19 protein-coding genes are annotated in these 21,041 nt (G+C 72.0%); 7 read left to right on the top strand and 12 right to left on the bottom strand.

The features are described from left to right. Positions 1-37: 37 nt before the first annotated feature. The 7 genes from GGD88_RS11000 to GGD88_RS10970 all read right to left on the bottom strand — a co-directional run bounded on the left by GGD88_RS11000 (position 38) and on the right by GGD88_RS10970 (position 11,294). Positions 38-682 carry a BON domain-containing protein gene (locus tag GGD88_RS11000; RefSeq protein WP_246423705.1) on the bottom strand — a complete coding sequence of 215 codons (645 nt, stop codon included), beginning with the start codon at positions 680-682 and terminating at the stop codon, positions 38-40. Then, complete coding sequence (locus GGD88_RS10995; RefSeq protein WP_184435387.1) at positions 679-2,043, bottom strand: TRAP transporter large permease; 1,365 nt, start codon at positions 2,041-2,043, stop codon at positions 679-681. Before GGD88_RS10995 ends, GGD88_RS11000 begins: the two co-directional genes overlap by 4 nt. A gap of 3 nt (positions 2,044-2,046) precedes the next feature. Then, entirely contained in the window at positions 2,047-2,721 is a 675-nt protein-coding gene (locus GGD88_RS10990) for a TRAP transporter small permease (RefSeq protein WP_184435385.1), read from the bottom strand. Between the two features lie 157 nt (positions 2,722-2,878). Continuing rightward, the gene (locus GGD88_RS10985; RefSeq protein WP_281392912.1) at positions 2,879-3,898 is read right to left on the bottom strand and encodes a TRAP transporter substrate-binding protein; all 1,020 of its coding nucleotides are present in this window, start codon (positions 3,896-3,898) and stop codon (positions 2,879-2,881) included. 439 nt (positions 3,899-4,337) lie between these two features. Further along, positions 4,338-6,638 (bottom strand): ExeA family protein, encoded by a 2,301-nt coding sequence (locus tag GGD88_RS10980; RefSeq protein WP_184435383.1) that lies wholly within the window; start codon positions 6,636-6,638, stop codon positions 4,338-4,340. Between the two features lie 233 nt (positions 6,639-6,871). Further along, positions 6,872-9,298 (bottom strand): hypothetical protein, encoded by a 2,427-nt coding sequence (locus GGD88_RS10975; protein ID WP_184435381.1) that lies wholly within the window; start codon positions 9,296-9,298, stop codon positions 6,872-6,874. A 136-nt stretch (positions 9,299-9,434) separates the two neighbouring features. Beyond that, entirely contained in the window at positions 9,435-11,294 is a 1,860-nt protein-coding gene (locus tag GGD88_RS10970) for an ABCB family ABC transporter ATP-binding protein/permease (protein ID WP_184435493.1), read from the bottom strand. A 288-nt stretch (positions 11,295-11,582) separates the two neighbouring features. Here GGD88_RS10970 and GGD88_RS10965 point away from each other — a divergent pair, with 288 nt between their 5' ends. The 3 genes from GGD88_RS10965 (at position 11,583) to rlmH (ending at position 13,263) form a co-directional block, all read left to right on the top strand. Further along, positions 11,583-12,200, top strand: a complete 618-nt coding sequence (locus GGD88_RS10965; protein WP_184435379.1) for a nicotinate-nucleotide adenylyltransferase — start codon at positions 11,583-11,585, stop codon at positions 12,198-12,200. Between the two features lie 155 nt (positions 12,201-12,355). Beyond that, positions 12,356-12,781 (top strand): ribosome silencing factor, encoded by a 426-nt coding sequence (gene rsfS, locus GGD88_RS10960; protein WP_343056342.1) that lies wholly within the window; start codon positions 12,356-12,358, stop codon positions 12,779-12,781. Positions 12,782-12,801: 20 nt separating this feature from the next. Then, a complete protein-coding gene (rlmH, locus tag GGD88_RS10955) occupies positions 12,802-13,263 on the top strand; it encodes a 23S rRNA (pseudouridine(1915)-N(3))-methyltransferase RlmH (RefSeq protein ID WP_184435377.1) in 462 nt (153 codons plus the stop codon). Between the two features lie 148 nt (positions 13,264-13,411). Here rlmH and GGD88_RS10950 read toward each other — a convergent pair whose 3' ends face one another. The 4 genes from GGD88_RS10950 to hrcA all read right to left on the bottom strand — a co-directional run bounded on the left by GGD88_RS10950 (position 13,412) and on the right by hrcA (position 17,454). Beyond that, on the bottom strand, positions 13,412-13,882 hold the full coding sequence (locus tag GGD88_RS10950; protein ID WP_184435375.1) for a hypothetical protein: 471 nt from the start codon (positions 13,880-13,882) through the stop codon (positions 13,412-13,414). Continuing rightward, positions 13,879-15,486: an AmmeMemoRadiSam system protein B gene (amrB, locus tag GGD88_RS10945; RefSeq protein WP_184435374.1), complete on the bottom strand. Its 1,608-nt coding sequence runs from the start codon at positions 15,484-15,486 to the stop codon at positions 13,879-13,881. Before amrB ends, GGD88_RS10950 begins: the two co-directional genes overlap by 4 nt. 99 nt (positions 15,487-15,585) lie before the next feature. Continuing rightward, on the bottom strand, positions 15,586-16,344 hold the full coding sequence (gene grpE / locus GGD88_RS10940) for a nucleotide exchange factor GrpE (RefSeq protein WP_246423704.1): 759 nt from the start codon (positions 16,342-16,344) through the stop codon (positions 15,586-15,588). 57 nt (positions 16,345-16,401) lie between these two features. Continuing rightward, a complete protein-coding gene (gene hrcA, locus GGD88_RS10935; protein WP_184435372.1) occupies positions 16,402-17,454 on the bottom strand; it encodes a heat-inducible transcriptional repressor HrcA in 1,053 nt (350 codons plus the stop codon). A gap of 298 nt (positions 17,455-17,752) precedes the next feature. On the opposite strand from hrcA, the gene rph reads away from it, so the two are divergent. Then, on the top strand, positions 17,753-18,487 hold the full coding sequence (rph, locus tag GGD88_RS10930; protein WP_184435370.1) for a ribonuclease PH: 735 nt from the start codon (positions 17,753-17,755) through the stop codon (positions 18,485-18,487). 14 nt (positions 18,488-18,501) lie between these two features. On the opposite strand, the gene GGD88_RS10925 is transcribed toward rph, so the two are convergent. Then, entirely contained in the window at positions 18,502-19,410 is a 909-nt protein-coding gene (locus GGD88_RS10925) for a hypothetical protein (RefSeq protein WP_221237111.1), read from the bottom strand. Positions 19,411-19,674: 264 nt separating this feature from the next. Here GGD88_RS10925 and rpmE point away from each other — a divergent pair, with 264 nt between their 5' ends. From rpmE to fliN, 3 genes are all read left to right on the top strand, one after another. Further along, entirely contained in the window at positions 19,675-19,890 is a 216-nt protein-coding gene (rpmE, locus tag GGD88_RS10920; protein WP_184435366.1) for a 50S ribosomal protein L31, read from the top strand. A gap of 186 nt (positions 19,891-20,076) precedes the next feature. Then, the gene (locus GGD88_RS10915) at positions 20,077-20,283 is read left to right on the top strand and encodes a DUF6447 family protein (RefSeq protein ID WP_184435364.1); all 207 of its coding nucleotides are present in this window, start codon (positions 20,077-20,079) and stop codon (positions 20,281-20,283) included. Positions 20,284-20,548: 265 nt separating this feature from the next. Beyond that, positions 20,549-20,824: a flagellar motor switch protein FliN gene (fliN, locus tag GGD88_RS10910; RefSeq protein WP_184435362.1), complete on the top strand. Its 276-nt coding sequence runs from the start codon at positions 20,549-20,551 to the stop codon at positions 20,822-20,824. The last annotated feature ends 217 nt before the right edge of the window (positions 20,825-21,041 follow it).

The following is a 21,041-nucleotide window of genomic DNA, read 5'->3' as shown; positions in this document are numbered from 1 at the left end:
CGGTCCCACGCTCCGGCGTGGAACCGGTTCGCGCCCCTCAGAGCATCGGTGCCGAGGGGTCGGCGCCGGTTCCGGCGGGCGCGTCCTCGCCCTTGATGCGCACGTGGCTGACGACGCGGCGTACACCCCGGGTATCCCGCGCATAGGCGATGGCCCGGTCGAGGGCTTCCCGGCTCTGCGCCACACCGAGCAGGTAGACGGTGCCGTTCACCACATCGACGGTATAGTTGATCGACCGCACCTTGCGGTCGAACAGAAGCCGCGCCTCGATCTTCTGGGCGATGGCGGCGTCCGCGGCCTGATCGACCACGGTGGCGCCCTCGTCGATCTCGATTTCGTTGATGACCGCCTTGACCCCGCGCGCCCGCCAGGCCAGCCGCACCGCGTCCACCCGGGTGCGCGGCGCCGCGACCGCCCCGGTCAACAGCACCTGCCCCTCGCGCACCGTCATGTCGACGCGCCGCAACAGATCCAGATCGTGCTCCAGCCACAGCCGGTTGATCTCGGCCTGGATGGCGGCGTCGTCCACCACGCCCCCCAGGCCGCGTTCCTCCGACGCGGCGGTGGCGGCCACCGCGCCGGCGCCGACCGCCATGCCGACCGGGCTGCACCCGGCCACCAGGGCCGGGGTCAGGGCCGCCGCCAGCAGCGGCACCGCCCCCCTGCCCCATCGCCGCATCATTGCGTGATCAACTCCGGTCCCATCAGGGTGGTCGGCAGCCACGTGGAGAGCACCGGAAAGTAGGTGATCAGGATGAGGAAGATGAACGAGATGATCAGGAACGGGAGCTGTGCCCGGACCACGTCGAGCATGGGCATGTTCGCCACCCCCGAGGTGACGAACAGGTTGAGCCCCACCGGCGGGGTGATCATGCCGATTTCCATGTTCACCACCATAATGATCCCCAGGTGGATGGGGTCGATCCCCAGTTCAATGGCGATCGGGAAGACCAGCGGGGCGACGATGACGATCAGGCCCGACGGTTCCATGAACTGGCCGCCGATCAGCAGGATGATGTTCACGATGACCAGGAACAGGATCGGGCCCAGGCCGGCGCCCAGCATCGCCTCCGCGATCATCTGCGGGATCCGTTCCTCGGTCAGCACATGCTTCAGGATCAAGGCATTGGCGATGATGAACATCAGCATGATGGTCAGCTTGCCGGCCTCGTACAGCGCATGCTGGGTGTCCTTGTGCCACAGCACGCTGAGCGCCTTGACCGGGACCAGCGACAGCCGGCCGAGCCCGTCCTTGAACGGCCCCATGTCGCGGTAGACGAAGTGGGCGATCAGGAAGGCATACACCGCCGCGACGGCGGCGGCCTCCGTGGGCGTGAAGACACCGCCGTAGATGCCGCCGAGGATGATGATGATCAGGAACAGACCCCACAGCGCGTCCCAGGCCGAGGCCAGGATCTCGCGCCATCCCGCCCAGTCCTGCGACGGCAGATTGCGGATGCGCGCGATGATGTAGATGCCGGTCATCAGCATCAGGCCTTCGATCAGCCCCGGGATGACGCCGGCCAGGAACATGCGCCCCACCGACACATCGACCGACGCGGCATAGACCACCATGACGATGGACGGCGGAATCAGGATCCCCAGTGTGCCGGCGTTCGCGATGACGCCGGCGGCGAAGTCGCGCGTATAGCCCACCTCGCGCATGCCGGCGATGACGATGGTGCCGATGGCGATCACGGTGGCGGGCGACGACCCCGACAGGGCGGCGAACAGCGTGCAGGCGAACACGCAGGCCATGGCCAGACCGCCCTTGAAATGGCCGACACAGGCGATGGCGAAGCGGATGATGCGTCGCGCCACGCCGCCGGTCGACATGAAGGCCGAGGCGAGCACGAAGAACGGGATGGCCAGCAGGGTGTAGTGGCCGTCGAAGGCGCTGAACAGCGTTTGGGCGATGGAGCCGAGCGAGGCCTCCGAATAGACCAGCAGGAAGATGGTGCTCGACAGGCCCAGGGAGACGGCGACCGGCACGCCCAGCAGCATGAAGCCGATCACCATGACGAAGAGAAGGACGACGGACATGGCTCAGCGCTCCCCGTCCCGGCGTGAGGGGTGCAAGGCCTGGTCCAGCGTGCCGGCGTCGGCCTCGCGGCTCATCTCGGCCATCATCTCTTCGCTCTCGGAGTCATGGCTGGCGATCAGCATGTCCCGGCGCCCTGTGGCGATCTGCCAGCCGGCCTGGAGGAACCGCAGCGTCAACAGCAACAGGCCGATGGGCAGGGCCGCGTAGGGGATGAAGCGCGGCATCTTCTCGTACTCTTCCCCTTCGTTGAACAGCTCGGCCATCAGATCGGGGAAGAAGACCATCGGAATGTCATTGACCTCGAACCAGGCCCGCGTGGTGGCGAACGGCCACCAGTACTGCCAGGCCCCGACCAGCAACAGGCCGCTGAACACCAGGCACAGACCCACCGACAGCAGCACCATGGCCCTGCGCAGACCTGGGGGAAGCAGGTTCAGGATCACGTCAACGCCGATATGCGCCGAAATCTTGACGCCGTGCGAGGCGCCCAGAAGGATCAGCCAGGCGAACAGGAAGACCGTGGTCTCCAGGGCCCACAGGATGTTCGAGTTGAAGACATAGCGCGCCACCACGTTGGCGAAGGTGACCAGCGTCATCAGGCCCAGCACCGTGGCGATGCCGATGCGCTCGATGTCGTCGATCACCCCACCCGTCCCTTCGGTGGGTCTGGCCTGCATGAACGCGTCCTCCCGGCGGTGACGGGTCCCCGAACCGGCCGCGCGCCCACCCTCCCCTGTGCAGCGCACCATGGGCGGACGGCAAACGGCACGATGGCCCGGCGTGGTGGCCGGGCCATCGGTTCGGTCCGTCTCTGGTCTGGTTGGGTGGGGTCGGTCAGTTGGTCGAGTTGTACGACAGGGCCGCGCTCAGCAGGTCCTCGCCGATGTCGTCCATGAACTGATCCCACACCGGCTGCATGGCCGCGACCCACTGCTGGCGCTGCTCCGGCGTCAGGGTGCGCACGACGCCGCCGGCCTCGACGATGAGGTCCTTGTTGCGCTGGTTGACGGCGAAGGACTCGGCGTTGCGGGTTTCCGTGACCTCGTCGAGGATGGTCAGGAACTGATCGCGCACCTCAGGGTCCAGGCCGTCCAGCCACTCGGTGGAGGTGACCACCAGATAGTCGAGAATGCCGTGGTTGGTTTCGGTGATGCCGTCCTGCACCTCGAAGAACTTCTGGCCGTAGATGTTGGACCAGGTGTTCTCCTGGCCGTCCACCACGCCCTGCTGCAGCGCGCCGTACACCTCGGAGAAGGCCATCTTCTGCGGGTTGGCGCCGAGCGCCTCGAACTGGGCCTGCAGCACGTCGGACTGCTGGATGCGGAACTTCAGGCCCTCGGCGTCCTCCGGCGCCAGCAGCGGCCGATTGGCCGACATCTGCTTCATGCCGTTGTGCCAGAAGGCCAGGCCCTGCAGGCCGCGACGCTGCATGGAGTCCAGCATCGCCTGGCCGTGCTCGGAGGTCTGGAAGCGGTTGACCGCCTCGATATCCTCGAACACGAAGGGCAGGTCGAACAGGCGGAACTGCTTGGTGAACTTCTCGAACTTCGACAGCGAGGGGGCCGCCAGCTGCACGTCGCCGGACAGCATCGCCTCCAGCACCTTGTCGTCGTTGTACAGGGTGGAGTTCGGGAAGACCTCCATGCAGGCTTGGCCGTCCATCTCGGCGTTCACCCGGTCGGCCAGCAGCGACGCGGCGATGCCCTTCGGATGCTTGTCGGTGTTGGTGACATGGCTGAACTTGATGACGATTTCGCCGTCATCGCAGGCCGCCCAGGCCGGCGCCGACGTGGTCAGGGCCAGACCGACGGCGACGCCGGCGGTGGCCAGCGTGGTCATGACACGGTTCATCATGGTTCCTCCCTTACGACTTCGTTGGTTGGTGCCGACCGGTTGGTGCCGACCGGTTGGTGCCGACCGGTTGCCGCCCCCCGGACGGCCGCCGACCGGCCCGCGACACCGGACAGGCTGTGGCGCGGTGGCGCGGCGACACGCACCACCGGCGAGCCGGACAGGCTCTGGCCGGCCGCCGCACGGGCAGACTGATCCAGGGCGACGCGGGCATCCGGGGGAACATCCGGCCAGGGTCGGCGCCGCCCGCCAGACGCCCCGCGTCGATCACGGGTCACGATAGTGCGATTCCGGGACACCGAAAAGCAATGATCCGCAAGGCGGGTCCGACCTGGACCGATTATTGTTTCAACGCCTCTACGTATTCAGGGCATCCCAACGACTAAAATATCTCAAGGTTGGGCGCCCCCGGGACCGCGCGGCGCGGCGTGGCGCGATCGGATCACGGCCGCACCGCGCCGGGCCACGGCGGATTGGGCGGGATCTCGATGCCGTCCGGCCGGGCCTCCGCCGGCCGCGCCGGCTGCGGGGCCGACGTCCCCGGAGACCAGGGGGCCGACCCGACTCGTGCCGGGTCCTGGGGCACCGCGCCGGTGCCATTCGGGCGCTGCGGTTGGACCGGCGGCGTGCGGCCTTCGCGGGCCGCTCGCAGGCTCAGGCTGTTGAGGGTCGCGGTATCACGTGCATCGGCTTCGCGGGCGGCGGCGTGCGCCGCCGCGTCGCGACCCTGCGGCACCGCAGCAGGAGCAGAAACCGCAGCCGGCGCGGACGCGGGCGCTGGTGCGGGCGTTCGCTCGGCGGCGGGCCGCGCCGGCACCGGCGGCTTGGGCGGGGGCGGCGGCACGATCGCGGCGGCGCGGGCGAGTTGGTCGGGCCGCGCGGTCTCGGGCGCCCCGGCCGCGCGCAGGGCGCCCGGCACGAGTTGCAGCACACCCGGAAGCGAGGCCCCCGGCTCGGACGCGGCGCCGTCCGGCCGGACCGGGGCGGTCTGCGTCCGCGCCCGCTCGGCCACGGACCCGGGGGCGGTGTCGGGTCCCGGCACGGCCGTGGGCGGCGGCCCTTCGGTTCCGGCTGGCGGCGGCGCGTCCGTCTCGGATCCCGCCACGGCTCCCGCCACAGCTCCCGGGTCGCCGTTCGGCTGCGCCGGCGCCGGTGTCGCCGCCCCGGTCCCGGCAACCGGCCCGCTCGATGTCCCGGGATCCGTCGGTACGGACGGGGCCACGGCGGTCGCCCCCCCGGCCGCCCCCTCGGACTCGGCCTGGCGGGCGCGCAGGCCGCGCAGGCGGGCGAGGGCCTCGGCCACGCGCGCGTCCTCGGCGGTAGCTCCGGGCGACAGCGGGATATCCGGCGGCGACAGGTCGGCCGGCTCCGGGACCGGGGCGGCCGGCTCAGGCTCCGGCTCAGAGTCAGGGTCCGGCTCAGGTCGGGCCGACGTCGCCATGGCCGTCTCCGGCGGCGCCGATGTCGCGGGCACGGTCGGCGCGGGGGCCTCGCGCCCGGTGACGGGCTCCGGGGGCGCCGTGCCCGTGTCATCCTCTGGCATCGCGTCCGCCGGGCGGGCCTCGCGCGCGGGGGTCTCAGCGGGGGTCTCATCCGGGGCCTCTGCGGTCGCGGTCTCGGCGGCCACAGTTTCGGACGCCTCCGTGTCCCGCGCCGCCGCATCAACGCGGCGCGGCAAGGGATCCGCCTCCGGCCGCGCCTCCGACGGGATCCCCCTCAGCACGGGCACCGCCGAGTCCCCGTCGGCCCCGTCGCTGTCGCCCGGGGCCGGAGGCAGCAGCACACCCATGGAGTCCGAGTGGCCGGCGACCCAGAGCGCACCCCCGCCGATCGCGAGCAGGCCCAGCAGCGACGCCACCAGGGCCAGGCGGCGCCCACCCCGCCGCCCAGCGCGGTCTCGGGAGCTGGCGGCGGCGCCGGGCGCCGGCTCGGCCACGGCGGCGATCGCGGCCTCGGCATGCGCGCCGGTCGCGCGCGGCACCCCGTCTTCGGCGGCCAGATTCAGCGCCCGGTCGCACAGCGCGTTGAGGGCCCGCGGGACACCGCGGGAGGCGGCCGCGATCTTCTGTTTCGCGTCGGCGGTCATGGGGTCGAAATCGACGCCCTCGCGCCGGCACAGGTCGATCTCGTGGTCGATATAGGCCAACGCCTGGTCGGGCGTGAACGGCTCGGTGGTCAGCGCCAGGTCGACGCGCTCGGCGAGCTGGCGCAGCGCCGAACGCTCCAACAGGTCGTCCAACGCCGGCTGGCCGACCATGACGATCCGCAGCACCCGGGCGTCGCGCACCTCCAGCGTGGTCAGCAGGCGCAGCGCCTCCAGGCCGGTGACGTCCAGGACCTGGGCCTCGTCCACGATCAGCACGGCGTTCTCACCGCGCGCCTCGATATCCTCCAGGAAGGTGCCCAGCGTGCCCGTCATCTCGGCCCAGGTGTCCCGCTCGGACAGCCCGAAGCCGCGGCACACGGCGCCCAGCAGCGACCGGCCCTCGTCGTTGGGCGGGGCGGTCACCAGCGCCACCGGCCAGGTCCCGTGCAGCTTCGTTTCCAGAACCTGGCAGGTGTGGGTCTTGCCGGTGCCCGGGTCGCCGGTGAGCTTGATCAGGGCCTCGCCCCGATCCAGCGCCGCCATGATGGTCGCCGGCACGTCGGTCCCGCCCTCGGCGACGAAGTGGTGGGCCGGATTCGGACTCGGCGCGAAGGGCTGCTCTGCAAAGGCGAAGTGGTCGAGAGTGGACGCTGTCATGGCCGCCGTCTTCCCGCCCGCCCCCGTCGCCGGAGGGGTGAGGGCTTGCTGATGCGATGGATCCCGCGCCCGTCGGCCCCGACCCGCGAACCGTGGGCCGGGCGCGAGTCACGCCTGACCGGTGCGCGCCTGGCGGGGCCACGGCGAGTTTCCATCACCATATCAGACTTTGCCAGTCAACTCACCGTAAAACCGTGACAATCCGCCGTCACGCGCGCCCCTCGTCCGGCCCTCTACTCGGGTGTCCGACGCGGCTTCTGCGGGCCGGTGGACTCCGCCGGCGGCTCGTCCGGCCGGGCGTCCGGCGCGTCCCCAGGTTGCGGCGCCGCTTCGCCCGGCGGAGCGGCCAGCAGCGCGGCCGCCGGTGTACCGTTGATGAGCAGGCCCGCGTCCGGCGTCATCACGATATCGTAGACATGGGTGCCGGGGGCGCTGACCCGACCCAGGCCGCGCAGCGCGAGCAGGGCCAGCAGCGGCTGTTGCATCGCAGGGTCGGTGCGGGCGCGCTCCTGCAACAGGGTCATGGTGTCGTCGAGCCCCTGGATCGCCAGGGACATGGCGCCCTCCATGGCCTGCGGACCGACCCCGGCCATGGTCAGGCGCCCCTGGCCCTCGACCCCATAGGCCGGCGCCGCCACGCCCAGGGTCTCCAGCGTGACCTCGGGGCTGTGTTCGGCCATCAGCGCCGCCGTGGCGCGCTCCATGGCGGCGTCCGCCGCCATCGGGTCGGCCGGCGTCGTCATGCCCAGCCGGGTCAGGGCCGGCAGCGGCAGGTCATCGCCGCGCAGGGCCAGGCCGGCCTCGGACGGAATCAGCGCCGGCGGCAGCGTGCGCGCGGCGCTCGGCCCCGCGTCCAGGGCCGCGAGGTCGAAGGTGAGCCGGGCGTCGGACACCGGCTCTCCGGGCTCCGCCGGGTCGATCTCGACCGTCAGGTCGGCGCGACCCAGGCCACCCATGGGGTTCATCTCGGAGCCCACGGCCACCCCCTCCAGGCCGACCCGCAGCGACCCGCCGGCGATCGCCATGCCGTCGGCCAGCGCCGCGAGATCCCCGGCGGTCGGCGGTCCGCCGGTGACCCTGCCGGCCTCTGCGAACAGCACGATCAACTCCCGGACGGCGCGCAGATCGAAGCCGCGGGTCACGCTGTCCACCGCCACCCGGTCCACCCGCCAGGGCAGGCCCAGGCTGGGGTCGTTGACGCTCAGCCCGCGCAGGTCGAGGGTGCCCGGTCCGTCCAGGCGCCCGGCCGCGGTCTCGGTCCAGCCGCCCCCGATCTGGAGCCGCTCCAGCCCGAGAACCTGGGTGCGGGCCTGACGCACCGACAGGCCGGAGAGCGCCATCGTCACCTCGGCGTCGCCGATCCCCAGGTCGCGCACCAGCGCCAGCATGCCGTCGATCAGGCGGGCCTCCACCGCCGGCGGCAGCGGCTGCGGCGGCGCCTGCGGGTCCAGGTCGAGGGCAGAGACCGTCTGCATGGTCTCCGCCATGAACGCCCGCAGCCGTCCCACCTCCAGGCCCTGGCCCTCGCTGGTCAGACGCAGCGCGCCGAGGTCGATGGCCACCGGCAGATCGCGGCCGCGGGTGCGCAGCCCGTCCAACGTCAGGACCGACCGCCCGCGCGGCGTTCCCCCGATCGGTTCGTCCATCACCATGTCGACGCCGAGCCGGTCGATGGTGACCGACTCCGTCGGCGAGACGAACACCTCGATGCCGGTGGTCTCCAGGCGCGAGTCGTTGTTGCCCAGTTCGTTCTGCCCCATCACCCGGGCCACCGTGGCGGTCATCGCCTCCAGCGTCGGCAGCCGCTCCGTGGCCGCCATCAAGTCGAGCACCTCCAGCCAGGCCCCCGGCACCCCGTCGTAGACGTTGGTGGCCTCCAGGGTGGCGACGGCGATGGTCGGGTCGCGCTCGCCGCGCGCCACGCCCAGCCCGTTCCCGCTCATGGTCAGGGTCGCCTCCAGGGTCCCGTCCTCGGCCACGTCCGAGCGGGACTCCAGGTCCGCGGCGGTGAGCGTGAGCAGCAGCGCGTCGCGGGCCTGATCGTCGAGGCGCAGCCGCGCATCGCCGATGCGGATGCGGTCGCGGCCGAACAGTGGAGTCTCGGGGTCGATCTCGCCCTGCAGGTCGAGGGTGCCCATCGTCAGTTCCGCGACCGGCGCCCCCTCGTGATAGATCAGGATCGGCCCGGGCACGGACGAGCGGTAGGCGACCCGGCCCCCGCCGGCGTCGGTGGCGTCCACGCTGACATCGCCGAAGGCGATCACCACCGGCACGCCCTGCGCCGTGCCGGCCCGCATGGTGAGGTCCTCGAACAGCACCCGGGCGCCGCCGTCGGGCGTCTCGCTGGCGGTGATCGGACCCTCGGTGGCGATGATATCGCCCTCGGTCAGCGAGCCGAGCAGGCTCAGCGCGCCAACCACCCGCTGGCGCACCAGATCGGCGATGCGGCCGATGCCGATCTCCGGGTCCAGGGTGCGGTCCAGCGTCGGCAGCGGCGGCAACGCCGGCTGTTTGCGGGGCGGGTCGGCGGCGAGCGTGGGGACCGCGGCGACCGTCAGCGCGACCGTCAGTGCGACCGTCAGCGCGACCAGCAGCGCGGGGGCGATGGCGCGGCCCGGCCGGGGACGGCGGGCGTTCGGGAACGGAACAAGGCGACGCATGGCTCTTCCCCCTCGGCGACGCCGGACCACGACCACCGCGCCGCGGGCCGACCGGTGGACCGCATGGTAGCCCGATCGCCGGCCCGCGCCAACGGGCCGCGACCGCCGCAGGGTGCGGCCCCGCCCCCGGGTGGGCTCAGGCGGGGGCGTCGTGCGCGCGCGCTTCCTGGTCGGTGTCGGGATCGCGCGCCGCCACTTCAAGGCGCGCCTCCAGGGCCTGGGCCTCCTGCTGCTTGCGCCACAGCGCGGCATAGCGTCCGCCCAGGGCCAGCAGGTCCTCGTGGGTCCCGCTTTCCGCCACCCGGCCGCCGTCCAGGACCACGATGCGGTCGGCGTCGATCACCGTCGACAGACGGTGCGCGATCACCAGGGTGGTACGCCCGCTCGACACCTGCCGCAAGGCGGCCTGGATGTCCTTTTCGGTGTGACTGTCGAGTTGGCTGGTGGCCTCGTCGAACAGCAGGATCGCCGGATCCTTGAGAATGGCGCGGGCGATGGCGACGCGCTGCTTCTCGCCGCCGGACAGCTTCAGCCCGCGTTCCCCCACCGTGGTGTCGTACCCCTTCGGCAGCATGCGCACGAAGTCGTGCAGGGAGGCCAGCTTGGCCGCCCGCTCCACCTCTGACCAGGGGGCGTCCGGATTGCCGTAGGCGATGTTGTAGCCGATGGTGTCATTGAACAGCACCGTATCCTGCGGCACCACGCCGATGACCCGGCGCAGCGAGGCCTGGGAGACGGCGCGGACGTCCTGGCCGTCGATGGTCACGCGGCCGCCGGTGACGTCGTAGAAGCGGTAGAGCAGCCGGCCGATGGTGCTCTTGCCCGCCCCCGACGGCCCGACGATGGCCACGGTGCGACCGGCCGGCACCTCCAGGTCGATGCCGCGCAGCACGTCGCGCTCCGGCCCATAAGCGAAGCGCACGCCCTCGAACCGCACCGTGCCCCCGGTCACGTCGAGGGCGGGCGCGCCGGGCGGGTCGGCGATCTCCGGCGGCTGGTCGCGCAGGCCGAACATGACCTCCATGTCGACCAGGGCCTGCTTGATCTCCCGGTAGACCATGCCGAGGAAGTTCAGCGGCTGATAGAGCTGGAGCAGGTAGGTGTTCACCAGCACGAAGTCGCCCGGAGTCATGGTGCCGGCGACGATGCCGCGCCCGGCCATCGACATGATGACCACCAGGCCGACGGAGATGATCGCCCCCTGTCCGATGTTGAGCAGCGACAGCGAGCTGTGTGACTTGACCGCGGCGTCCTCGTAGGCGGTCAGGGCGCGGTCGAAGCGGCGCGCCTCGTGCTCCTCGTTGCCGAAATACTTGACCGTTTCGTAGTTCAGCAGGCTGTCGATGGCCTTGGTGTTGGCCTCGGCGTCGTGGGTGTTCATGGTGCGCCGGAACGCCAGCCGCCAGTCCGTGATCGCCAGCGTCCAGAGAATGTAGACGGCGATGGTGACCACGATGGCGGCGGCGAAGGTCCAGTCGTACAACCACCACAGGATGCCGCAGACCATCGCCAGTTCGATCAGCGCCGGACCGGCGCGGAAAGCGAACAGGCGCAGCACAATCTCGATGCCCCGGGTGCCGCGCTCGATCACCCGCGACAGGCCGCCGGTTTGGCGGTCCATGTGGAAGCGCAGCGACAGCGCATGCAGGTGGCGGAAGGTGTCGAGCCCGACCACGTGCATGGCGCGTTCGACCACGCGGGCGAACACCAGATCACGCAGTTCGTTGAACAGCACCACCCCGACCCGCGCCAGCCCGTAGGCCACGATCATCAGCACCGGGACGGCGGTGATGGTCGCCGGCACCGACAGCGCGTCCACGGCCTCCTTGTAGAAGATGGGAACATAGACGGTGGCCACCTTGGCCAGCAGCAGCAGCCCCATGGCCAGAACCATGCGGGCACGCAGGGCGGGGGCATCCTTGGGCCACAGGTGGGGCAGCAGGCGGCGCAGCACACGCCAGTCGCCGCGCACACCCTCGGGCGCGCGCGGGGGCATCTCGGGGGTCCGTTTTCTCACGGCTGTCTCATCGGGGCGGATCTCGCGGTCGGGGCGCGCCCGGTCCGGGCCGGGGAACGGCCCCGGGCCGGCGCGAGAAAGGGATTGGTGCCCTTTGACCTAATCCCAGGCGCGCCGCCGCGCAAGGCGGGCGGACGGCCGGTACGCCCCGCGCGCGAACAGGGTCTGCCTCCGTGCGCCGCCCGCTTTCGCTTGCCGGGGCGGTCGCGGGCGTGGTTCGATCCCGGCCTGTACCCGCTCGCCCCGATGCTTCCACACCCGGTCGCCATGCCGCGTTTCCTGACCCCGCCGCCCTACGGCGACCGCCGCCGTGTCCGCATCGGCCTGCTGGGCGGCTCGTTCAACCCCGCCCACGCCGGCCACCGCCACGTCAGCCTGGAGGCGCTGCGCCGGCTCGACCTGGATCAGGTCTGGTGGCTGGTCTCGCCCGGCAACCCGCTGAAAACCGGCCAGCCCATGGCCCCGATGGCGCGCCGGCTGACCCGCGCCCAGGCGGTGCAGCGCCACCCGCGTATCGTGCCGACCGGGATCGAGGCCCAGTTGGGCACGCGCTACACCGTCGACACGGTGCGGCTGTTGCAGCGGCGCTTCCCGCGCGTCCGCTTCGTCTGGCTGATGGGGGCCGACAACCTGGCCCAGTTGCCACGCTGGCGGTCCTGGACCACGCTCATGGAAATCGTTCCGGTTGCGGTCTTCGACCGCCCAGGGTACTCTTTGGTACCGGTGTCCGCGCGGGCGGCGCGGCGTTATGCGGCCGGCCGCCGGCCCGAGCGGGCCGCGACTCGGCTGGCGCTCGCCCCTCCACCGGCGTGGGTGTTTCTGCCGATCCGGCGCCACAGCGCGTCCGCCACCGCCATCCGCGCACGGGATGGCTGGGTTGCGTGAGGTGCGGGGCCGGCGATGCGGGCCGTGGCGCGCCCCCACGCAGGCGTGGCGTGATCCTCTGGCGCACATTGAGCAAGAACCTGCATCCCAACGGCGAGACCCGATAAGCGAGAAAGGACCGACCCATCGCTACCGCAGCCTTCGATCCGACGAGCGTGGACCACATCGTCGACGCGATCGAAACCAATCTGGCCTCCCACAAGGCCGAGGACGTGGTCCGCATCGACCTGGCGGGCAAAAGCGACTACGCGGACGCCATGGTCATCGCCTCCGGCCAGTCGGCCCGCCATGTCGGCGCCCTCGCCGACTATCTGGTGGAGGCCCTGAAGGGCGAGGGCCTGCGGCCCACCGTCGAGGGCATGCCCCAGTGCGACTGGGTGCTGATCGACGCCGGCGACGTCGTGGTGCACGTCTTCCGACCGGAAGTCCGGGCCTTCTACAACCTTGAAAAGATGTGGGGCGTCCCCGGACCGACCCGGGCCGCCGGCGGCGCGACCGCGCCCTACGGGGCGACGCCCGGTGCCGCCGTGCCCGGGATGGCCGCCCCGCCGACGCCCCTGATGATGGCGGCGTCGCGCTGAGCCGCGCGCTGGGTTGAGGCGTGAACCTGCTTCTGATCGCCGTTGGGCGCGTCAAGGACGGCCCCGACGTGGCGTTGTTGCGCGACTATGCCGGCCGGCTGCGCGGCTGGTCACTCACGCTGCGCGAGGTGGACGAGCGCCGCCCCCTCCCCACGGCCGAACGCATCGCCCGCGAGGGCCGGCTGGTGCTGGACCAGGTGCCGGAGGGCGCCCATGTGGTCGTGCTGGACGGCGGCGGCCGCACGCTGTCCAGCGCCGCGTTCGCCGCCCATCTGGGCCGCGTGCGCGACCGGGGCACGCGCACGGTCGCGTTCCTGGTGGGCGGCGCCGACGGCCACGACGCGGCGGTCCTGGCGCGCGCCGACCTCACCCTCTCACTGGGCGCGATGACCTGGCCGCACCGGCTGGTGCGCCCCATGCTGGCGGAGCAGATCTACCGCGCCCAGGCGATCCTGGGCGGGCATCCCTACCATCGGGCCTGAGGCGGCGCCCCTACAGCCGATTGCGACAAACCGGCCTCGCGGCACGATTTCGGTTCGTCGCGATAATCGGCTGTAGAATCAATAATTTAGACCCGATTCACGTTGGAAACCGGACCGCATCTGCGGGTCCGATTTCGAACAATCGGCTCTAATCGCACTTTTCGTATTCGACCGTGGTCCGGCTCTTCAGGTTGTACTTCTTGAGCTGCGGTCCCGACACCGTCAGCACGTAGTCCGCCGTGCCGTCGTGCGGGCTGTTGAGCTTGTTGAGCCGGAACATCACCCGGTTGGAGGCCGGGCTGTCGTAGTGGTAGCGGCCGCGCGCGAAGCCCCAGTTGGTCGGCCCGTCGCGCCAGCGGTAGCCGCCGTTGGACAGCACGATGAGCGGCGCGCTGTCGCTGTCGCAGGCCCCGCCCACGACCCAGGTGCCCTCGAACCGGGCCGGCAGTTCCGTGGTCCAGCCGTCGGCGCTCTCGACCCCTTCCCCGGACGCCGAGTCGGCGGTCTTCTGGGACACGGAATCGAGCCAGAACACCAGCCCCGCCGACGCCCCCAGCGCCACCGCCGTGCCCACGATCATCTGCCACAGGGGCGGGCCGCTGCGCTGGGGCTGGATCATGCCGTCGCCTTCAGGGCCCCAGAGCCGGCCCCAGAGCCGACCCCGGGGCCGACCCCAGAGCCGGCCCCAGAGCCGGCCCACGGGGTGGCCTTCACGCCGCGCGTCTCGAACCGGGAGACGCGCACGCTGGCCGACCAATGCGTCTCCGGCAGGCCGGCCTTGCGCATCAGGTGGGCCAGGAACAGGGCCGGATCGGGGAGCTGCTCCCACACCTGCGGCAGGAACAGGCCACGCCGGACCTGCCCGCCCACGCGGTCCTCGATGATCAGCCCGTCCACCCCCGGCCGCATGCGGCCCAGAAGGTCGGTCCGGTCGGCCACCGGCAGCGCCACCGCCGGCGTCAGCACCGACACGGAGACGCACAGCCCCGCCAGCTCTTCCGCGGTCACCGGCGGGAAGCGGCCGTCGCGGAAGCCGGCGTTGTAGCCATGCGCCAGCACGTCCAGGGCCAGCGGACGCGCCGCCTCGACCGAGCCGATGCAGCCGCGCAGGCGGTCGTCCGCGGCCCGGGTCAGGGTGACGAAGGCGGCGCCGGGCGCCCGCAGGGCTGCCGGCACCTGGTCGAGATCCAGCCCCGGCGCGCGGCCGTGACGCACCCCGTGCTCCAGCCCGCCCGCGGCCAGGCGGATCAGGGCGGCGGCATGGGCGCGCACCAGCGCCTCCGTGCCCGCCGCGGGATCCGCGTGCGCGGCGGCCGCGTCCCCCGGCTCGGACGCCGCGGCCGCGGCCGCGCCGGGGACACGGGCGCGGTCGCCGTCGGGATCGTGGAACGCCCAGGCGCCGTACCCGACCACACGGTCGCGCGGCCCGGCGGTATCCCCCGAATTACACAGCCCCAGCCGCTCGACCCGCAGGCCCCGCGCGCGCGCCAGGCTCAGCAGGCCGTTGACCGGCGTACAGCCGCAGGCCTCGTGCGGACCGATCACCGCGCTGTCCAGGGCCTCGATGGCGGCGGCGGTGCCGGCGTCGCGGCTGCAACAGCGGTCGTAGTCCAGGAAATGGCTGAGGTCGGAACTGACGATGAGGACCGTCTCCGGGCCGTCCCACAGTGCCTCCAGCACGCGCGCGACCTGGGCCGGCTCCGCCCGGCCGACCAGCAGCGGCACCAGGGCGGCATCCCCCAGCGTCGCCTGAAGGAACGGGAGATGCACCTCCAGGCAATGCTCGGCGGCGTGGGCCTCGTCACGCACCGCCACGCCCGCAATCCCCGCCAGCCGCTCGCGCGCCCACGCCTGGTCCAGCGGCACGTCGCCCAGCGGCGTGCGCCAGGCGGCGGCACCGGACAGAGCTATTCCGTGGAACGGCACCCGGTGCGCGGGGCCGATCAGCACAACACGGCGCAGGCGTTCGCGCGCCGGCTCCAGCCGGGCGTAGGCCCGCGCCGCCAGCGCGCCCGAGTAGACGTGGCCGGCATGCGGCGCGATCACCGCCTTGGGCACCGGGGCCTCGGCGGCGCGCGCGGCGCGGCCGGCCTCCAGCATGGCGGCCACGTCACGCCGCAGGGCGGCGGCGTCGCCGGCATAGAAGGCGCCGGCGATGGCCGGCGGCCGCACCGGGCCGGGGGCGACACCGGAGGCACCGGAGGCAACGGGCGCTGTGGTCATGGGTCGGGGTCTCCCTGCTGTTGGGACCGCCTGGGAGTCGGTCCAGTATAGACCCCTTGCCCCCGCGTCCAAAGGGTCGGACGCCGCGGCGCGGCGCCGTCAGGCGCTGGTGTCGACGCGCCCGCCGCCACCGCCACCCGTCGAGCCGCTGGTGCCCGCATCACCCCCCGGCGGCGGCGTCTGCGCGGTGCGCTTGGGGCCGCCCTTGGAGACCACCACCATCGACGGCCGCAACAGACGGTCGTGGATGACGTACCCCTCCTGGTAGACCTGCACCACGGTACCCGCGGGCACGTCGGGGTTCTCCATCTCCTGCATGGCCTGATGCAGGTTGGGGTCGAACGGCTGGCCCTGCGCCTCGATGCGCTGGACGCCGTACTGCGCCAAGGCGTTCATCAGCTCCTTGGCCGTCATCTCGACCCCGACCGCCAGGTTCTTCAGGTGCGGGTCGAGCACCCGGGCCTGCTCCGGCGCGGCGGCCAGCGCCCGCTCCATGTTGTCGGCCACCGGCAGGATGGCCTTGGCCAGGTTGGCGACCGCGTACTTGGTGTTGTCCTGGATGCGCTTGTCGGCCCGGCGCTTGGCGTTCTCCGCCTCCGCCAGGGCGTTCAGATGGTCGCGCTTCAACCGCGCCACCTCGGCCTCCAGCTCGGCGATGCGCGCCGCCGGGTCGGCGGGCGCGGCCTCGCCCGAGTCGGCGGTCCCGTCGCTCGCCCCCGCGTCGGCGCCCGGCGCGGAGGCATCCGCGCCCGGACGGTCATAGTTCAGCATGTCCTCGGGGCCGACCACGATGTCGGGATCGGCGCCGGCGGCGGGAGCCTCGCGCTGCGTCTGGTCCTTGGCGGTGTTCTGGGTCATCGCGTGTCCGTATCCAGAAATGCAGGGAAGAAGGCGGCGCCGGCCGGTGATCGGCCCTCAGCCGAGCAGGCGGCCGATCACCTTGGCGGTGTAGTCCACCAGCGGCACGATGCGCCGGTAGTTGATGCGCGTGGGGCCGACGACACCGATGGCGCCCACGATCTCCTCGCGGCTGTTCTGGTAGGGCGCCACGATCAGCGAGCAGCCGGCGAGCGTGAACAGGTCGTTCTCGGCGCCGATGAAGATCTGCACGCCCTCGGCGCCGATCACCAGGTCGAGCATGCGCAGCACCTGCTCCTTGGTCTCCAGCACCTCGAACAGGGCGCGGATGCGCTCCAGGTCGCGGGCCGCGCTCACCTCGGTCAACAGGTTGCCCTGACCGCGCACGATCAGCGCGGCGCCGGGCTTGTCGTCGGACCAGGTCGCCAGCCCGGCCGCCACCACCTTGCGCGACAGGTCATCCAGCAGGCTGCGGTCCGACTCCAGGTCGTCCAGGATGGCTTCGCGCGCCTCGTCCAGCGTACGGTCGCACAACCGCGCGTTCAGATAGTTGGTGGCCTCGGCCAGCGCCGACAGCGGCACCCCGCGCGGCACCTCGACGACGCGGTTCTCGACCACCCCGGTGGCCCCGACCATGACCACCAGGGCGCGCCCCGGCCCCAGGTGGACGAATTCGATGTGCTTGACCGCGGCGTCCGTCTTGGGCGCGATCACCAGCCCGGCGCAGCGCGACAGGCCCGACAGCAGGGTCGTGGCCTCCTCCAGCATGCCCTCCAGGCTGCGCCCGGCGGCCTGACACATGGTCTCGATGCGCACCCGCTCGTCGCTGTCCAGCGCGCCCACCTCCAGCAGCCCGTTGACGAACATGCGCAGGCCCAGTTCGGTGGGCAGGCGGCCGGCCGAGGCATGCGGTGCGTACAGCAGGCCCTCGTGTTCCAGGTCGGCCATGACGTTGCGGATGGTGGCCGGCGACAGGCTGACCGACATCATGCGCGAGAGCGTGCGCGAGCCCACCGGCTCGCCGGTCTCGACGAAGGTGTCGACGAGACGCTGAAACACCTCCCGCGAGCGGGCGTCCAGGTCCTTGAGGGGTGTCGTGTGGGTGACCATCGGATGGTACCATCCCCTTGATCCGGGCCGATCCCGCTGGATCGGACCCGGGAAGTCGGGCCGAGCGAAAATCTAGGGAGCCCCTCGAACCCCGTCAACGTGCCCCGGCCGGTGTGTCGCGCGCGGCGGGTCGCGTACGGCAACGTGCGTCCGGCACGGGTTCCCAGCGGCCGCGTTCTGCATTAGCGTCCGCCGCCGCTCTGACTGATTCGTCTTGGGGCCGTTTCACGGGCCAGACCCTCTCACCTTTGTGAGTCCGTTTGCACGCGACCGGCTCCCGTACACGGAGGACGCCCGCATGAGACCGTCCGGCCGCCGGCCCGACCAGCTCCGCCCCATCGCCCTGGAGACCGGGGTCAACAAGCACGCCGAAGGCTCGTGCCTGGCCCGCTTCGGCGATACCCACGTGCTGTGCACCGCCAGCGTCGACGAGCGCGTGCCGCCCTGGCTGCGCGGCGGCGGCAAGGGCTGGGTCACGGCCGAGTATGGCATGCTGCCCCGCTCCACCCACACCCGCACCGACCGCGAGGCGGCCCGCGGCCGGCAAACCGGCCGCACCCAGGAGATCCAGCGCCTGATCGGGCGCAGCCTGCGCGCGGTCACCGACCTGGCGGCGCTCGGCGAGATTCAGATCAAGGTGGACTGCGACGTGCTGCAGGCCGACGGCGGCACCCGCACCGCCGCCATCACCGGCGGCTATGTGGCGCTGACCCTGGCGCTGCGCCGCCTTCAGGCGCTCGGCATGATCGCCACGGTGCCGCTGACCGGGCAGGTCGCGGCCATCTCCTGCGGCCTGGTGGACGGCATCCCGGTGCTGGACCTGGACTATGCCGAGGACTCCGGGGCCCAGGCCGACGCCAACTTCGTGATGACCGAGGCCGGCGGCATCGTCGAGATCCAGGGCACGGCGGAAACGGCGCCCTTCGCCGAACCCCAGTTCCTGGCCCTGCTGGCGCTGGCCCAACAGGGCATAGCCGACCTGTGCCGCACGCAGGCCGCCGCGCTGGCGGCGGCCCCCGCCCACACGCCGTGAAACACACGACGAACTCAGAACCGCAACCGAAGCCCGAGCGACATGCCGTGATCCCCGCCCTCCGAGTCGCCGCCGGCGGCGGACCGCGGGCCACCGCCGGCGCCGAGGGTGAGGCCCTGCGCCAGCGACCCCTGCGCGCGCTGGTCGGTGTAGCGGACGGCGAAGTCGAGGCTCAGGCCGTCGCCGAGACTGAGGTTGGTGCCGGCGGCGGCACCCCAGGCCACGCCCATGCCGTCCTGCGGCGCGACCGCAACGGCGCCCCCGGCGTCGTCGCGGTGGATGCCGCCGGCGGTACTGACGGTCCCGGCCGCCAGACCAGCGCCGACATAGGAGCGGAAGCCCCAGAGGTCCAGGCCGGTGGCGGCGTTGAGGTCGACCAGAGCGCTGAGGCTGCCGGCCAGCCGTTCGGTGGCCGGGGCGAGCGCCTGTCGCGGCGCCGCGCTGGAGACCGCACCGCCATCCGCCGGACCCACGCCCGGCGCCAGGCCGACGCCCAGACCGACCGACAACCAGCCGTCCAGGCCGTAGGCCAGGCCGACGCCGAACGCCCCCGGCGCGCGCTCCAGGCCACCGCCCAGGCTCAGGCAGCCGGCCAGCGGCGTCACACCGCCGCCGGCACAGGGCGCGGCGGTCCTGGTCCCGGCCCCCGCGCCCGGGACGTCGAGGGGCGTCACCAGCCGCAGGCCGTCCGTCGGCGCCCCGGTCGGCCCCGCCAACGGTGCGGCAGCCGGGTTGGCGCTTGATGCGACCGCCCCCGTGTCCGTGTCCGTGTCCGTGTCCGCGGCCCGGGCCGCCGCGCCCGGCGCGACCACCCAGAGGGCGGCCGCAACCACGGCGACCACACCCGTTCCAGTCTTCATCGTGCCAGGCTTGCGGACCGCAACGGCACCAGATGCGCCGTCGCCGCGCGCGAACGCGCCCATCCTCGTCACTCCTTCGCAGGTCGTTCCTTTGAGTGTAGGCACCCCCGGCCCCAGCGACAACTCTCCCACAGGCGCGTTAGCGCCGATCGCTCGAAATCGGAACCACCGGGGTGGGGCCGATTTCGAGCGTGACTCGGCGCGATCTGTTGGTTTCAGAGCGGAACGCCCGCTTGCGATCGGCGGCCGGCGCCGAACGCCGGGATCCGGTCTTGAAGCCGTGCCGGCGGGCCGCTATAAGGGCCGCTTCTTGCGCGGGAGAGCACCATGAAAGCCGATATTCATCCGGACTACCACGAGATCACCGTCGTCATGACCGACGGCACCGAGTTCAAGACCCGGTCGACCTACGAGGGCGAGTCGCTGCGCCTGGACATCGACCCCAAGAGCCACCCGGCCTGGACCGGCGTCCAGCGCCTCGTCGACACGGGCGGCCAGGTCGCGAAGTTCAACAAGCGGTTCGCCGGCTTCGGCCTCAAGTAGGCGCCGGCCCGACCCGGACGGCCGCATCGTGGCGGCCGCGAGTCGGGCCTCCGGTCGCCCCGCGCTCCGACCGACGGCCTCCGGGACCCTTCCCGGGGGCCGTTTCGCACGCCGGTTGGTCGGGGCGGGGCGGACCTGTCCCCACCCTGCATCATCCCAGCCCCATCGAGACGAAAGGACCGCACCATGGCCGAACAGCAGACGGTGACGATCGACGGCAAGGACTACCCGCTGGACAGCCTGTCGGAGAAGGCTCGGGGCCTGATCCAGGCCCTGCGCACCGCCGACCAGGAAATCGCCCGCGCCCAGGCCCAGGCGGCGATGTTCCAGGTCGCGCGGGGCTCCTACGCGACCGCGCTGAAGCAGGAGCTGGAGGGTGCCGGCGGCGCCTGAGCGCCACGCCGGCCCCCATGTGATAAGCAGACCGCCGCCGTCGCGCCGGGTCCCGGACAGGACCCGACCGTCACCAGCGATGCAGCCGATTGCGACAAACCGGACTCGCGGCGCCCGGACTCGCGGCGCGATGTCGGTTTGTAGCGATCGGCTGTAAGGCGGCGTTAACGCTTTCGGACTACAGTGGCAGGGACGCGGGGCCACGGGCACCGCGCGTTCCCTGTCGCCCCGGCGCCCCACGCGGCGCCCCAGACCGGACCCCGCCATGGCCAGCGAGACCAGACCCACGGGCCAGCACCAGGCCGTCTACAACGTCCCGGTCGAAATCGCGGTGGTGCTGGGCAAGGCCAACCTGCGGGTCAACCAGCTCCTCAAGCTCGGCCGTGGCGCCGTGGTGGAGCTGGAACAGAAGACCAGCGAGCCGGTCGAGATCTACGCCAACGACATCCTGGTCGCCCGCGGCGAGGTGGTCATCACCGAAGGCGACAAGATCGGCGTGACGTTGACCGAGCTGGTCAAGAGCTACAATCAGGCCCGCTGACCCCTGATCCGCCGACCGGCGGCCGGCGACCGGCGACACAGGATAAGAGCCCCGCGCCGAGTTGTGGCGTCGGCGTGACGACGGCCGCCGACCCCGAACCTCCGTGATGACCCAAAAAAACGGGTTCATGACGGAAAATCGGGGAGGGGCGGACAACGGGACGGTCTGACACACTGGTAGTTGCGACACGACACAGACTGCCAGGGAGGCCCCGTTG

The sequence above is a fragment of the Roseospira goensis genome (assembly GCF_014197795.1).
In the GTDB taxonomy this organism is placed as follows: Bacteria; Pseudomonadota; Alphaproteobacteria; order Rhodospirillales; family Rhodospirillaceae; genus Rhodospira; species Rhodospira goensis.
The sequence above is the reverse complement of the archived record's forward strand: the minus strand, read 5'-3'. Positions and strand labels throughout refer to the sequence as shown.

Bases quoted from the DNA above. Each gene is read 5' to 3' on its own strand.
- GGD88_RS11000 (WP_246423705.1), bottom strand. From the start codon at position 682: ATGATGCGGCGATGGGGCAGGGGGGCGGTGCCGCTGCTGGCGGCGGCC.
- GGD88_RS10995 (WP_184435387.1), bottom strand. From the start codon at position 2,043: ATGTCCGTCGTCCTTCTCTTCGTCATGGTGATCGGCTTCATGCTGCTG.
- GGD88_RS10990 (WP_184435385.1), bottom strand. From the start codon at position 2,721: ATGCAGGCCAGACCCACCGAAGGGACGGGTGGGGTGATCGACGACATC.
- GGD88_RS10985 (WP_281392912.1), bottom strand. From the start codon at position 3,898: ATGATGAACCGTGTCATGACCACGCTGGCCACCGCCGGCGTCGCCGTC.
- GGD88_RS10980 (WP_184435383.1), bottom strand. From the start codon at position 6,638: ATGACAGCGTCCACTCTCGACCACTTCGCCTTTGCAGAGCAGCCCTTC.
- GGD88_RS10975 (WP_184435381.1), bottom strand. From the start codon at position 9,298: ATGCGTCGCCTTGTTCCGTTCCCGAACGCCCGCCGTCCCCGGCCGGGC.
- GGD88_RS10970 (WP_184435493.1), bottom strand. From the start codon at position 11,294: ATGCCCCCGCGCGCGCCCGAGGGTGTGCGCGGCGACTGGCGTGTGCTG.
- GGD88_RS10965 (WP_184435379.1), top strand. From the start codon at position 11,583: ATGCCGCGTTTCCTGACCCCGCCGCCCTACGGCGACCGCCGCCGTGTC.
- GGD88_RS10950 (WP_184435375.1), bottom strand. From the start codon at position 13,882: ATGATCCAGCCCCAGCGCAGCGGCCCGCCCCTGTGGCAGATGATCGTG.
- amrB (WP_184435374.1), bottom strand. From the start codon at position 15,486: ATGACCACAGCGCCCGTTGCCTCCGGTGCCTCCGGTGTCGCCCCCGGC.
- grpE (WP_246423704.1), bottom strand. From the start codon at position 16,344: ATGACCCAGAACACCGCCAAGGACCAGACGCAGCGCGAGGCTCCCGCC.
- hrcA (WP_184435372.1), bottom strand. From the start codon at position 17,454: ATGGTCACCCACACGACACCCCTCAAGGACCTGGACGCCCGCTCGCGG.
- rph (WP_184435370.1), top strand. From the start codon at position 17,753: ATGAGACCGTCCGGCCGCCGGCCCGACCAGCTCCGCCCCATCGCCCTG.
- GGD88_RS10925 (WP_221237111.1), bottom strand. From the start codon at position 19,410: ATGGGCGCGTTCGCGCGCGGCGACGGCGCATCTGGTGCCGTTGCGGTC.
- rpmE (WP_184435366.1), top strand. From the start codon at position 19,675: ATGAAAGCCGATATTCATCCGGACTACCACGAGATCACCGTCGTCATG.
- GGD88_RS10915 (WP_184435364.1), top strand. From the start codon at position 20,077: ATGGCCGAACAGCAGACGGTGACGATCGACGGCAAGGACTACCCGCTG.
- fliN (WP_184435362.1), top strand. From the start codon at position 20,549: ATGGCCAGCGAGACCAGACCCACGGGCCAGCACCAGGCCGTCTACAAC.